The following is a 13388-nucleotide window of genomic DNA, read 5'->3' on the forward strand; positions in this document are numbered from 1 at the left end:
TGGTCTTCGTGGATGTGGACACGATCCGTGAGCTGGTGGTCGCGCGGGATCGCACGGATCTCGCTGCGCTGACCGGCAATTCGGCGGTTCTGGCCGGTGGGACCTGGTTGTACTCCGAACCGCAGGACCACCTGGAACGGCTGGTGGACATCACCGCGCTGGGGTGGCCGGCACTGACGGTGACACCGGCCGGGCTGGAGATCGCTGCGACCTGCACCCTGGCAGAACTGGAGAACGGGACGTGGCCCGCGCGGTGGTCGGCGACCGCGCTGTTTCCGCAGGCCTGCCGGGCACTGGTGGCCTCGTACAAGATCAGGCGAATGGCGACGGTGGGCGGCAACGCATGTCTCGCGCTCCCGGCGGGGGCGGTGCTGGCCGCGCTGGTCGCCTTGGACGGCACGGCATCGGTGTGGGCCACGGACGGCACCGAGCGGCGTATTCCCATGGCCCGTTTCGTGCTCGGTCCGGGTGCGACCGCGTTGGCACCGGGCGAGGTGTTGCGATCGGTGTCGATCGATGACTCGAAACTGCGCTCCCGCACCGCTTTTCGGAAGATCGCGCTGGCTCCGCTGGGCCGCTCGGGCGCTGTGGTGATGGGCCGGGCGGATCTCGACGGCCGTTGCGCGATCACGCTCAGTGCCGCGACGGTGCGCCCGATCGTGCTCGAATTCGCCGCGCCGCCGTCCCACGGCGAACTCACCGCAACCATTCTCGGTATGGATCGTGGTCTGTGGTACGACGATCCGCACGGGGATCCGGCCTGGCGTCGGCAGCTGTCGGCGGTGCTCGCCCGCGAGGTCGCGGCGGAGTTGAACGAGGCGCGGCCATGAAGTTCGAGGTGGACGGCGTCGCCGTCGAACTGCCGTACCGCCCGGGTCAGTGCCTGCGCACGCTGTTGCGGGATGCCGGGCGGCTGGCGGTGAAGAAGGGCTGCGATGCCGGAGACTGTGGCGCGTGCACGGTCTTGGTCGATGGCGCGGCGGTGCATTCGTGCGTCTTCCCGGCTCACCGCGCCGCCGGCCGTACCATCACCACGGCCGCCGGGCTCGGGAGCCCGGATGCTCCCCACCCGGTGCAGCGTCGATTCGTCGAGGCGGCCGCGTTCCAATGCGGCTTCTGCACTGCGGGAATGGTGGTCACCACCTGCGATCTGGAATCCGCCGGTCCCGGAGGTCCAGCGCCCGAAGATATTTCAGAACTGTTGAAGGGAAATCTATGCCGCTGCACCGGGTACCGCGCCATCGCCGAGGCGGTGCGGGGTACTGAAGTGGTGCGGGGAGCGGAAGTCGTGCGCTCGGTCCCTGCCCCCGGAAGCTTGCGCATTGTCACCGGCATCGAACCGTTCACGATGGATGTCGATCCGCCCGAGCAATCGCTCTCCGTCGGAGTGTCCGAGGGTAGCGCCGCCACGGCGTGCGCGGGCGAATCGATACGCGCGGGAACCGAACGGCCTTCCGGAACCCGCACGGCGACGGAGACTTCCGCGGATGCGCCGCCGTCGCCGCCACTACACCTGGCGGTATTGACGAGCCCGCATCCGCACGCCCGGATCGTTTCGATCGACGCCACGGCGGCCCAGGCCATTCCGGGTGTGCGCGCGGTGCTGACCTACGCCGACAGTCCCGCTACGCCCTTTTCCACGGCCCGGCACGAGATCCGCGAGGACGATCCGGACGACACGGTCGTGCTGGATCGCGTCGTGCGGTTCGCCGGACAGCGGGTGGCCGCGGTCGTCGCGGAGACGCTCGCGGACGCGCGCGCCGGGTGTCGGGCGTTGCGGGTGACCTACGAGGCCCTGCCCGCGGTCTTCGATCCGATAGCCGCGATGCGACCCGAGGCCCCGAAACTTCATGGGGACAAGCCGGATTCGGCCCGGATCGCGGACCGGCAGCGCAATCTCGCCGCGGAGGTGCACGGCCGCAGCGGTGATGTCGAGGCGGGACTGGCGGCGGCGCACGAGGTGGTGCACGGCGTGTGGCACACCCACCGTGTGCAGCACGCGCACCTGGAGACGCACGGCAGTATCGGATGGCTCGACGAACACGGCCGCCTGGTGATCCGCACCAGCACGCAGGTGCCGTTTCTGGTGCGGGACGAGCTGTGCCGGATCTTCGCGCTGCGCAGGGAGCGGGTGCGGGTCTTCGCCAAGCGGGTGGGCGGCGGCTTCGGCGGCAAACAGGAGATGCTGTCGGAGGATCTGGTGGCGCTGGCGGTGCTGCGTACCGGTCGTCCCGTGCGTTACGAGTTCACCCGGTCCGACGAATTCACCTCCGCCACCTGCAGGCACCCGATGCGGGTCGAGGTCACGGCGGGCGCGAGCGCCGACGGTCGCCTGACCGCGCTGGCCGTCGATGTGGTGGCCGACACGGGGGCCTACGGAAACCACAGTGGGGGAGTGCTTTTCCACAGTGTGAGCGAGTCGGTCGCGCTGTATCGCTGCCCGAACAAGCGCATCGACGGGCGGGCCGTCTATACCGACAATGTGCCTTCGGGCGCGTTCCGCGGCTACGGACTCGGCCAGGTGAGTTTCGGTATCGAATCCGCGCTCGACGAACTGTCCCGCCGACTCGGCCTGGACCCCTTCGAATTCCGCCGCCGCAACGTCGTGGTCCCCGGCGACGCGCTGATCGGCGGGCGCTGCGCCGAGGACGACGATCTGTCCATCGGCAGCTATGGCCTCGACCAGTGCCTGGACCTCGCCGAACGGGCGCTACGCAGGTCCGCTGCGGCGGACCGGGCGAACGAAACGACTTGGCGGATCGGCGAGGGGATGGCCGTCGCCATGATCGCGACCATTCCACCGCGCGGCCATCACGCCACCGCGTCCGCGGAGTTGCTCGCGGACGGCGCCTACGAGATCTCCGTGGGTACAGCGGAATTCGGCAACGGCACCACCACCGTGCACGCCCAGCTGGCGGCCGCAGCGCTCGGCACCGAACCGGAGTTCGTCCGAATCCGGCAGTCCGACACCGACGTCACGGACTACGACACCGGCGCGTTCGGGTCGACGGGAATCGTGGTGGCGGGCAAGGCCGTACACGCTGCCTGCTTGCGGCTGCGCGACCTGGTACTGGCACGGACGGCCGAGCTGAAGGAACTGCCGGGTGATCCGCGCCTGGTCACCGCGCGAGAACTGCTGTCCGAAGGCCCTTTACGCGCCACCGCCGCCCACGACGGCACGCCGCGCTCGGTCGCGTTCAACGTGCAGGCGTTTCGCGTGGCCGTCGACACCGACACCGGCCGCGTCCGGATCCTCCGCTCGGTCCACGCCGCCGACGCGGGCACCGTGCTGAACGCCGCCCAGTGCCGCGGGCAGGTGGAAGGCGGTGTAGCCCAGGCCATCGGCACCGCCCTCTACGAGGACATGCGGGTGGACGAGGGGATCGTCACCACGAAAACCCAGCGCCACTACCACATTCCGCAGCTAGCCGACGTCCCGCACACCGAGGTCCACTTCGCCGACACCACAGACGATCTCGGCCCCCTGGGCGCCAAGTCGATGAGCGAATCCCCGTACAACCCGGTCGCGCCCGCCCTCGCCAACGCCATCCGCGACGCTCTCGGCGTACGCCCTCACAGCCTTCCGATGGCCGCCGACCGCATCTGGAAACTGATTTCCGATTCAGCTGAAGAGGTTTCGCACGAACGGGACCGAATCGGCCAATGACGCGTTCACCGTGCCGCTGTGGTCGGTGGGGTAGACCTTCAGCGTCACCGGCTGCCCGTTCGCCGTCAGCACCGCCGCGAACCGCAGCGTCTCGGGCGTGATGACATCGGTGTCGCGGATGCCCTGACCGAGGAAAAGCGGCTTGTCGTAACCGGATTCGGGCAGGCCCAGATAGCGGGCGAGCAGGCCGTGCACGTCGGGGATGTCCGACAGCGGCCGGGTGAACAGGTCGCCGAGCACCACCCGCGCCGCCGCCAGCTCGTCGCCGAGCGGCAGCAGGCATTCGGTGCGGGCGCGTTCCAGCCACATGCGGCCCGCGTCGGTGAGGAAGGACTCGATGTTCAGTTCGGGATAGGTGGTGCGCAGGCCGTTGAGCACGTACAGCGCGTAACCCGTGCTGTGCGGGCTCAGTTGCACCGGCGGCACGCCCGGCCCGATCGGGGTGAAGATGTCCTCGATGTAGGCCGGAACGCCGGTGCCGACCGCGCCGCGATAGTCCAACTCCGGCCCGCCGAATTCGGTGGCGTAGCGCGCGGTATTCACCGCCGCGCCCCCGCCCTGGGACTGCCCGACCACGACCCACTTGTTCGACATCGACGAGTAGTGCCGGGTCGCGGCACGCACGGCGTCGACCACGTTGTGCGCCTCGACCACACCGTTGAGATACGGATGCTCACCCGGAGTGCCCAGCCCGGCGTAGTCGGCGGCGACGATCGCGTAGCCCTGCTGCAGCCAGGTCCCGAGGTAGGCCCAGTCGCGCTCGACGTCGCCGGGACCGCCGACGCTGTAGGCGCACGAATCGCCGAGTCCGACCGTGCCGTGCGCCCACGCCACCACCGGCCAGCCGCCCGCCGGTGGCTCGCCGGGCGGGAAGTACACCGCCGCACTGGCCACGGTCGGGGCGTCCCCGACGGTGGTCGTCGTATAGAGCATCCGCTCGGAATTCACCGAACCCGGCAGTGTGGCCGGAGCCGACAGCGGCTGTACGGCTTCGACGGTTCCGGTGACCGCCGGATCCGCGGCCGCGACGGTCGGCAATGCCGAGATCCCGGCCGCGGAGAGGAGGGCCGTGACCGCGGCTACGCAGAGTTTTCGCATGGTGTTCCTTTCGCCGGATCTGGCACCGGTCCCTTTCCCCTGGCGGTGCGAGGAACAGTCTTGCAGTCGGTCAATTGACCATCTGCCTCGGCGCGCCGGTGTGCGAATCGCCGGAGTGGCCCGGCGCACATCCCGCTCTGTGAAGGTCCTCACAGCTGGGAATGTCGGCTCGCGATGTCGAGCCGTGGGCGACGTCACTGAAACAGTACGAGCGTTACGTAAAAGCCCATGTCAGACCTACTCGGGAGTAGACTCGAGGCATGCAATCGCTGGGCAAATTTTGCAAAATTAGCAAAAGCCCTGGTCCAGCTAGCAGAGATTCACAGTAGCAACAGGTAGACGGCGATTTTTCCGTGTGCCATCGTGTGGATGTACACCCGATGGGCATAGCAAGCCTGCAAATCGCTGCTCCAGCAGAGTTCGGACATCGCGACGGATTTCCGGACCGGGGAGCACGCACCGAACGAAGAAGTGGAGTCAGAGATGTCGACTGCCGGCACCCCGAAGACCGCTGCGGAAATCCAGCAGGATTGGGACACCAACCCGCGCTGGAAGGGCATCACCCGTAACTACACCGCTGAGCAGGTCGCCAAGCTGCAGGGCACCGTCGTCGAGGAGCACACCCTCGCGCGCCGCGGTGCCGAGATCCTGTGGGAGCAGGTCAACAGCGGTGAGTACATCAACGCCCTGGGCGCGCTGACCGGCAACATGGCCGTGCAGCAGGTTCGCGCGGGCCTGAAGGCCATCTACCTGTCGGGTTGGCAGGTCGCCGGTGACGCGAACCTGTCCGGCCACACCTACCCCGACCAGAGCCTCTACCCGGCCAACTCGGTCCCGTCCGTGGTGCGCCGCATCAACAACGCGCTGCTGCGCGCCGACGAGATCTCCCGTGCCGAGGGCGACACCTCTGTCGACAACTGGCTGGTGCCGATCGTCGCCGACGGTGAGGCCGGCTTCGGTGGCGCGCTGAACGTCTACGAACTGCAGAAGGCCATGATCGCCGCGGGCGCCGCCGGCACCCACTGGGAAGACCAGCTCGCCTCGGAGAAGAAGTGTGGTCACCTGGGCGGCAAGGTCCTCATCCCGACCTCGCAGCACATCCGCACCCTGACGTCGGCCCGCCTGGCCGCCGACGTGGCCGGCACCCCGACCGTGGTCATCGCCCGCACCGACGCCGAGGCCGCGACCCTCATCACCTCCGATGTGGACGAGCGCGACCAGCCGTTCATCACCGGTGAGCGCACCGCCGAGGGCTTCTACCACGTCAAGAACGGCATCGAGCCCTGCATCGCGCGTGCCAAGGCCTACGCGCCGTTCTCCGACCTGATCTGGATGGAGACCGGCACCCCGGACCTGGAGCTGGCCCGCAAGTTCGCCGAAGCGGTCAAGAGCGAGTTCCCCGACCAGCTGCTGGCCTACAACTGCTCGCCGTCGTTCAACTGGCGCAAGCACCTGGACGACGCCACCATCGCCAAGTTCCAGAAGGAGCTGGGCGCGATGGGCTTCAAGTTCCAGTTCATCACCCTGGCCGGCTTCCACGCGCTCAACTACTCGATGTTCGACCTGGCCTACGGCTACGCCCGCGAGGGCATGACCGCCTACGTCGACCTGCAGGAGCGCGAGTTCGCGGCCGAGGAGCGCGGCTACACCGCCACCAAGCACCAGCGTGAGGTCGGCGCCGGCTACTTCGACGCGATCGCCACCACCGTCGACCCCGACAGCTCGACCACCGCGCTGAAGGGTTCGACCGAAGAGGGCCAGTTCTGAGCCGAATTGCCGCGCCTTCGGCACGGCGGGTTTGCGGCCTCGTGACCCCGCCGTTCGGCACCCGGCGCTCGCGACTTCGTCGCATGCGCGCCGGGCACCGAACGGCGGGGCGGCCGCAAACCGTGGTGGTTGCGAATGCTCCGCGCGTTTTCGTTGCCACCGGCAGGCTTGTCCCATCCGCCCGCGGCCCGGCGTCGCTCTGGGCGCGGCGGGAAGCCGGGATCCGGTCCGCATCACCCGGGTCCCGGCCTCCGCCACAGGTGCTCTGTTCGTAGGGCGCTTGTTCGCCCTTCCCGCTGAACAGCCCCAGCGGGGAGGGCATCCTTATAACGTTTCCCCAAGCCAACACAACCAGCAGGAGCGGGACGTGAGCAGCGAGAAGATTCAGCGCGTCGGGATTATCGGCGCCGGACAGATGGGTGCCGGAATCGCGGAGGTGTGCGCCCGGGCGCACGTCGATGTCCTCGTGTTCGAACAGACCCGGGAACTGGCCGCCGCCGGCCGCGCCCGCATCCTGCGCTCGCTCGACCGGGGCGTCTCCAGTGGCAAGATCACCGAGCGGGAGCGTGAGCAGGCCGCTTGGCGGCTACGCTTCACCTCCGATCTCGGCGACTTCGCCGACCGTCAGCTGGTGGTCGAGGCGGTCGTGGAGAACGAGGAGGTGAAGACCTCGATCTTCGCCGACCTGGACAAGGTCGTCACCGATCCGAACGCGGTGCTGGCCTCCAACACCTCCTCCATCCCGATCATGAAGATCGCCATGGCCACCGCCAATCCCGATCGCGTGGTCGGCATGCACTTCTTCAACCCGGTGCCGGTGCTGCCCCTGGTCGAGCTGGTGACCACGCTCAAGACCAGCGAGGCGGTGTCCAAGCGCGCGGAGAACTTCGCGGGCGAGGTGCTCGGCAAGCAGGTCGTGCGCTCGGCCGACCGCTCGGGCTTCGTCGTGAACGCGCTGCTGGTGCCGTACCTGCTCTCGGCGATCCGCATGGTCGAGTCCGGCTTCGCGACCAAGGACGACGTCGACAAGGCGATGGTGCTCGGCTGCGCCCACCCCATGGGCCCGCTCGCCCTCACCGACCTCGTCGGCCTCGACACGGTGAAGTCCATCGCCGACTCCATGTACGCGGAATTCAAGGAGCCCCTCTACTCCGCGCCCCCACTCCTCATGCGAATGGTGGAGGCGGGCCTCCTCGGCAAGAAGGTAGGCGCGGGCTTCTACCAGTACGACCCCAAGCGCTGACATTCCCCGTGCCCAGGGGGCCGTGGGCGCGGGAAGTGGTGTGGTCCAGCATGGGAAATGCCGATCGAACTTCAATCCCTGTCGTTTCGGCCCCCTAGGGCCGAAACGACAGGGGACAAGAGAAAACTGCGCGCCGTAGACGAATGGTTGCCTGCGGCACCGGGCATAAGCTGCACAGAGGGTCGGGCTGAACCCCTGCGGCGCGGAAGGAGCATCCCGCTCATGGCCAACATTGCCGACGGCTTCGGATCGAGCATCCTCGGGTATCCGAGGATCGGACCGCATCGGGAACTCAAGCGTGCGCTGGAGGCGTACTGGCGCGGATCGCTGGAGCGGGAGGAACTGCTCGCGGTCGGCCGTGAAATTCAGGACACTCAGTTCGCCGAGTTGCACGCGGCCGGGCTGACCCAGGTGCCCGGCAACACCTTCTCCTTCTACGACCACATCCTCGACAACGCGCTGCTGTTCGGCGCGGTGCCCAAGCGATTCCAGCCGTACCGTGCCGAGCTGCACCCGCTGGACTTCTACTTCCTGATGGCGCGCGGTCGCCCGGATCTACCGCCCCTGGAGCTGGTGCGCCTGTTCGGCACCAACTACCACTACCGCCAGCCGGAGCTGAACGCCGACACCGAATTCTCGCTGCATCCCGAGGCCCTGCTCGACGAGTGGGACCGGGCCAAGGCGGCCGGTATCGAACAGCGCCCGGTGGTGCTGGGTCCGCTGTCGCTGTTGCTGCTGTCGAAGGCCGGGCAGGTCCCGGGCGAGGCCGAATTCGATCAGCTGACCCTGCTGGACCGGCTGCTCCCGGTGTACGAGGAGCTGTTCGAGATCCTCGCCAAGCGCGGGGCGACCTGCGTGCAGCTGGACGAACCGTGCTTCACCAGCGAGCGCACGCCGGCGGAACTGGCGGCGTTCGAGCAGGCGTACCAACGACTTTCGACTGCGCCGCTGCGCCCGCGCATCCTGGTCACGGGACAGTACGGCGACTTCGGCGAGGCCGTGCGGATCCTGGCGGGCACGGCCGTGGAGGCGATCGGCCTGGATCTGGCCAGCTACCGGATGCGGCCGGAGGAGCTGGCGAAGATCCCCGGCATCCGGCGTAAGCGCCTGTACGCGGGCGTGATCAGCGGAACCAACGTGTGGCGCGCGGACCGCTACGTCACCCTCCAGTACCTCAACGAGCTGGCGCAGGTCTGCCCCGATCTGGTGGTGTCCACCGGCACCACGCTGCTGCACGTGCCCTACGACGTCCTCGTCGAATACGACATCGACGGCAATGTCGCCGACCGCCTCGCCTTCGCGAAACAGAAAGTGCTCGAGGTGGTTTCGCTGGCGAAGGCACTGACCGAGGGGCCGTCGGAGCACTGGCGGCGTCGCCCCACCGAGGTGCACTTCAAGCAGAAACACGCTGTGCGGCAACGTGTTTACGCCGTGACACCGGAGATGCGCGAGCGCGAACCCTACGCCGTGCGCCGAGAAGCCCAGCGCGACAAGCTGAATCTGCCCGTGGTGCCCGCGACGACGCTGGGCTCCTTCCCGCAGACCGCCGCCATCCGCCAGGCCCGTTACGAACTCGGCGAGGGACGGCTGTCCTACGACGAGTACCGCAAGCGCATCGAGGCCGAGATCGAGTCCACCATCCGGCTGCAGGAGGACATCGGCCTGGACGTGCTGGTGCACGGCGAGCACGAGCGCAACGACATGATCCAGTACTTCGCCGAACTGCTCGACGGTTTCGCCACCACGCATTTCGGCTGGGTGCAGGTTTACGGGTCGCGCTGTGTGCGGCCGCCGATCCTCTACGGCGACGTGGCGCGGCCGAAGCCGATGTCGGTGGACTGGATCACCTACGCCCAGTCGCTCACCGACAAACCGGTGAAAGGCATTGTGACCGGCCCGGTCACGATGGTGGCGCGCTCGTTCGTGCGCCAGGACCAACCGCTGTACGAGACCGCGGACCAGGTCGCGCTGGCGATCCGCGACGAGCTGGCCGACCTGGAGAAGGCCGGGGTATCGATCATCCAGGTCGACGAACCGGCCGTGCGTGAACTGCTGCCGCTGCGCCCCGACGGCCGGATCGAATACCTGCGCTGGGCGGTGAACGCGTTCCGCCTGGCGACCTCGGGGGTGCGGCCGGAAACGCAGATCCACACGCACATCGCCTATTCGGGCCGGGCCGAAATCGTCCGGGCCATCGAGGAATTGGATGCCGACGTCACCGCGATCGTCGCCACCCGTTCCATCGAATGGGTCGTGCGGGCGCTGCGGGAGGACGTCGAGGAGGGCCACGGCCTGTCCCACGGCGTGGGTCCCGGTGTGTACGAGAGCCGTTCGGCGCGCATCCCGGACATCGACGAGATCGATGAACTGCTCACCGCCGCGGCCGCGGCGGTTACCCCCGAGCGACTGTGGGCGAATCCGGACGGCGGCTTGAAGACTCGGCACTATTGGCAGCTGGAGCCGTCGCTGCGCAACCTGGTCGCGGCCGCGCGCCGGGTGCGGCGGCGTGCGGCAGGTTAGCCTGGAAACACCAGTTTCGCGACGGGAGATGTGGTCATGGGAATGTTCGACCAGCTGAAGAAGGCGGCCGACCTGGCCGGCAAGCATGCCGACAAGCTCGATCCGGTGATCGACAAGGTCGGTGACGCCATCGACAAGCAGACCGGCGGCAAGTACGCCGAGCATGTCGACAAGGCGCAGACGACGGCCAAGAAGACGCTGCGCGAGCAGGGCCACAAGTAACAGCAGACCCGACACGGCGGTCCGGATGACATATCCGGGCCGCCGTTCGTCGTATTCGGACCCTTCCGGCCCCGCCTGCGCGGATTTTCGAGCACCTCGGCATAGCATCGGCTAACGATCTGCTACTCCTCTTCGCAGTGGAAGGGATGGGTGATGCGTTCGCTGGCCGTGCTGCTTTCCGCAATAGGTTTGTGCACGGTGTTGGGGGTGAGCGCGGCATTCGCGGAGCCACCGCCGAACGTCGAGCAGGTGCGAGACGGAAGTTCTTCACCGTCCGGAGCGAATGATTGGCAATGCACACCGACGGCGGCGCATCCGGCGCCGGTGGTCCTGGTCCACGGCACCTGGGGGAACCAGAACAGCTGGGATGTGCTGGCGCCCAAGCTGTCGGCCGCGGGCTATTGCGTCTTCACCCTCAACTACGGGCGCGACACTTCCAGCGCGTACGGCGCGCAGCCGGGTATTTACGGGACCGCCGATATCCGGGACTCGGCCGCGGAGTTGGCGCAATTCGTCGACCGGGTGCGCTCCTCGACCGGGGCGGCGCACGTGGACATCGTCGCGCATTCACAGGGCGGGCTGGTGGCGCGTCAGTACATGCGCTTCGGCGGCGGTGTGAATCGCGCTGATCCACAGCGGAATTCGGTGGACCAATTGATCACCGTGGGCGCCACCAATCACGGCACGACCGCCAGTAATCTCGGATATCTGCTTCCTTCCGGAAGCGCTTCGGATCCGGGTAAGGAGATCGTGGCCGCGGTACTCGGCCGGGCCGCCGCACAGCAGGTGGTGGGCAGCGAATTCCTGCGGGCTCTCAATGCCGACGGCGATACCGAGCCGGGTGTGCGCTATACGGTCGTCGCCAGTCGTTTCGACGAGATGTCCACGCCGCCGGAGGCCACTTTCCTGACGGCCGGACCGGGCGCGTTCGTGGAGAATGTATGGGTTCAGAGCGTCTGTGCCGGTGATACTTTCGACCACGGTCGATTGCTGCGTTCACCGGCGGTTATCCAGATCGTGCAGCAGGCGTTGGATCCGTCGTTCACAGGATCCCGCTGCGGCGGCTGAACACGAAAGCGCCCGGGCGGACCAAACCCGCCCGGGCGCAATTGCCGTCAGCTCCGTGCGATCACGGCTGGCCGGTGGCGGCAGCCTGCACGGCGTCCAGGAATTCCTGGCCACCCTGGATGTATCCGCCGGCGATACCGCCCACGACCCAGCCGATGGGCGCGGTGATCAGCGACAGAATTCCGAAGCCCAGCAGGGCGCCGATGAAACCGCCCACAATGACGCCGATGACCACGCCGACGCCGTTCTTGATGACCTGATCGCGAAGATTGTCGATCGCGCCGATGTTCTTCAGCTCGGCGATGTCCTCGGCGCTGGGCTGCGGGGTCAGGGTCACCTCGTGACCGTCCGCGGCGACCAGCTGCGCGACGGGAATCGAGCGTCCACCGAGCTCGTAGGTCTGCGGCAGCTCGGTGAGTGTCGAGCCGTCCGCGGCACGGAGCACCACGGCGCCGTTCTGCGCGACCTCGAACCGGCCGTTCTCGACAGTGGTGGTGACCGCGCGATCCACCGGCGAAACGGTGGTGTGGTAGTTGACTCCGTGATCGACGCCGGAAGTTGCATCCCCCGCCGTCACTGCCGCCGGCTGCTCGTTAACCGTCGCCGACTCGCCATGTGCGGTTGCCGCCGTGATCCCCGTCGCGGCAATCGCCATGAAAACGGTAGCAGTGATCTTTCCGAACTTCATTCTTGTTAATTCCTCCCGCTTGTCTGCCCCGGATGGGCGACCGGGATCGACCATAGGGCACGCGGTTTGCTTTGTCGCGCAGGAAGTTCCCAGGAGGGGGACTAATAGCGATTGCTGGGTATTATCTGAAGATCTGTCGCGCAAGGGATTCCGCACTGTTGAACATGTGCGATGCGCAACTCGCAGATAGTGCCTCGACTTTGCTGCCGCACAAGGCTGTTGAGCGAAATTATTTCCGATCTCGGCGCGTCGGATCGGAACGTCGGGAGTGTTCTTGCCCTGTCGGGGTGCGGTGTGGCTGTGTCGTAGGCCACGCCCCGGTACTTCGAGAAGGTTGTGGCGGCAACCTATTCCATCGGTCACCGCCACACGAACATCAGCCTTGTGAGCCGCCGAACCTGCCCTCTTTCACTCCTCCGGCGAAGGCATCCCATTCTCCGGGCATGAACCTCAAAACCGCTCCACCGGGATCTTTCGAGTCACGAACTCCGACCCCGCCGTCATCGAGGAAAGCGACTTCGACGCACTCGCCGCCCTGGCTGCTGTAGCTGCTCTTGAACCACTCGGCGTTCACCGAGGTAACTCCTTCACGACCTTGGACAGATAAGCGCGAGTCTTCGTCGCGCTCAACGCAGCCCGCTCGATGCCGGCCCAATAGCGACGATACCGGGCCACTTGATCCTCCTTCTCGAAGTACAGGGCGCTGCCCACACCGGATTCGACGTAGACGACCGGCGGCTCCGGCCCTATGTCGCGAGGGGCGTCGAACTCCAGGATGATGAAGGGGCCTGCCTCGATTCCAGGGTGGAGGCCGTTGTCGAAAGGCGCCAGTCGAATCGCTGATCGGTCGGCGGACGACACTCTCGTCGAGAATCACATCCAGCCTCGGCCCGGCAGCGCTCGAGGCGGCTTGCCTGCTCAATCGAACCTCGACGTGGCGCTCGACTTCCTCGGCTGTCAGGTCGGGACTGGTGCTGAGCAGGGCTCGGGCGTAGTCCGCTGTCTGCAGCAGGCCAGGGATGCGTGCGTTCTGATAAATCGAGAGAGCCGTGGCGGCGCCTTCGAGAGCGATGTATGTGCTCAGCTGACTCATGGATTCGGTATTACCGAGACTG

General features: G+C 67.2%; 10 protein-coding genes and 1 pseudogene. 7 read left to right on the plus strand and 4 right to left on the minus strand.

Going from position 1 to position 13388, the window contains the following annotated elements; genetic code table 11:
* Nucleotides 1-8: 8 nt before the first annotated feature.
* Nucleotides 9-830 carry an FAD binding domain-containing protein gene (locus tag ACFMRZ_RS25045; RefSeq protein ID WP_400180976.1) on the plus strand — a complete coding sequence of 274 codons (822 nt, stop codon included), beginning with the start codon at nt 9-11 and terminating at the stop codon, nt 828-830.
* Entirely contained in the window at nt 827-3667 is a 2841-nt protein-coding gene (locus ACFMRZ_RS25050; protein ID WP_400180977.1) for a molybdopterin-dependent oxidoreductase, read from the plus strand. Before ACFMRZ_RS25045 ends, ACFMRZ_RS25050 begins: the two co-directional genes overlap by 4 nt.
* On the opposite strand, the gene ACFMRZ_RS25055 is transcribed toward ACFMRZ_RS25050, so the two are convergent.
* A complete protein-coding gene (locus tag ACFMRZ_RS25055) occupies nt 3623-4765 on the minus strand; it encodes a lipase family protein (RefSeq protein WP_400180978.1) in 1143 nt (380 codons plus the stop codon). The genes ACFMRZ_RS25050 and ACFMRZ_RS25055 overlap by 45 nt on opposite strands.
* A gap of 483 nt (nt 4766-5248) precedes the next feature.
* On the opposite strand from ACFMRZ_RS25055, the gene aceA reads away from it, so the two are divergent.
* From aceA to ACFMRZ_RS25080, 5 genes are all read left to right on the plus strand, one after another.
* Nucleotides 5249-6532: an isocitrate lyase gene (gene aceA, locus ACFMRZ_RS25060; RefSeq protein ID WP_280270790.1), complete on the plus strand. Its 1284-nt coding sequence runs from the start codon at nt 5249-5251 to the stop codon at nt 6530-6532.
* Between the two features lie 367 nt (nt 6533-6899).
* Nucleotides 6900-7775, plus strand: coding sequence for a 3-hydroxybutyryl-CoA dehydrogenase (locus ACFMRZ_RS25065; protein ID WP_400180979.1), 876 nt, complete (start codon nt 6900-6902; stop codon nt 7773-7775).
* A gap of 222 nt (nt 7776-7997) precedes the next feature.
* Entirely contained in the window at nt 7998-10295 is a 2298-nt protein-coding gene (gene metE, locus ACFMRZ_RS25070) for a 5-methyltetrahydropteroyltriglutamate--homocysteine S-methyltransferase (RefSeq protein ID WP_400180980.1), read from the plus strand.
* Nucleotides 10296-10331: 36 nt separating this feature from the next.
* Complete coding sequence (locus tag ACFMRZ_RS25075; protein ID WP_280275381.1) at nt 10332-10517, plus strand: antitoxin; 186 nt, start codon at nt 10332-10334, stop codon at nt 10515-10517.
* Nucleotides 10518-10670: 153 nt separating this feature from the next.
* Nucleotides 10671-11585: an esterase/lipase family protein gene (locus ACFMRZ_RS25080; protein WP_400180981.1), complete on the plus strand. Its 915-nt coding sequence runs from the start codon at nt 10671-10673 to the stop codon at nt 11583-11585.
* 61 nt (nt 11586-11646) lie between these two features.
* Here ACFMRZ_RS25080 and ACFMRZ_RS25085 read toward each other — a convergent pair whose 3' ends face one another.
* From ACFMRZ_RS25085 to ACFMRZ_RS25095, 3 genes and pseudogenes are all read right to left on the minus strand, one after another.
* The gene (locus ACFMRZ_RS25085) at nt 11647-12327 is read right to left on the minus strand and encodes a hypothetical protein (protein WP_400180982.1); all 681 of its coding nucleotides are present in this window, start codon (nt 12325-12327) and stop codon (nt 11647-11649) included.
* A gap of 322 nt (nt 12328-12649) precedes the next feature.
* Complete coding sequence (locus tag ACFMRZ_RS25090; RefSeq protein WP_400180983.1) at nt 12650-12847, minus strand: DUF397 domain-containing protein; 198 nt, start codon at nt 12845-12847, stop codon at nt 12650-12652.
* A pseudogene (locus ACFMRZ_RS25095) lies at nt 12844-13366 on the minus strand (DUF5753 domain-containing protein). The gene ACFMRZ_RS25090 and the pseudogene ACFMRZ_RS25095 overlap by 4 nt, the downstream one beginning before the upstream one ends.
* Nucleotides 13367-13388 lie beyond the last annotated feature (22 nt).

Origin of the sequence: Nocardia sp. N2S4-5 (assembly GCF_044628355.1) — a bacterium.
Lineage (GTDB): Bacteria > Actinomycetota > Actinomycetes > Mycobacteriales > Mycobacteriaceae > Nocardia > Nocardia wallacei_B.

Excerpts from the sequence above, each read along its gene's own strand:
- ACFMRZ_RS25050 (WP_400180977.1), top strand. The coding sequence starts at position 827 with ATGAAGTTCGAGGTGGACGGCGTCGCCGTCGAACTGCCGTACCGCCCG.
- ACFMRZ_RS25055 (WP_400180978.1), bottom strand. The coding sequence starts at position 4,765 with ATGCGAAAACTCTGCGTAGCCGCGGTCACGGCCCTCCTCTCCGCGGCC.
- aceA (WP_280270790.1), top strand. The coding sequence starts at position 5,249 with ATGTCGACTGCCGGCACCCCGAAGACCGCTGCGGAAATCCAGCAGGAT.
- metE (WP_400180980.1), top strand. The coding sequence starts at position 7,998 with ATGGCCAACATTGCCGACGGCTTCGGATCGAGCATCCTCGGGTATCCG.
- ACFMRZ_RS25075 (WP_280275381.1), top strand. The coding sequence starts at position 10,332 with ATGGGAATGTTCGACCAGCTGAAGAAGGCGGCCGACCTGGCCGGCAAG.
- ACFMRZ_RS25080 (WP_400180981.1), top strand. The coding sequence starts at position 10,671 with ATGCGTTCGCTGGCCGTGCTGCTTTCCGCAATAGGTTTGTGCACGGTG.
- ACFMRZ_RS25085 (WP_400180982.1), bottom strand. The coding sequence starts at position 12,327 with ATGGTCGATCCCGGTCGCCCATCCGGGGCAGACAAGCGGGAGGAATTA.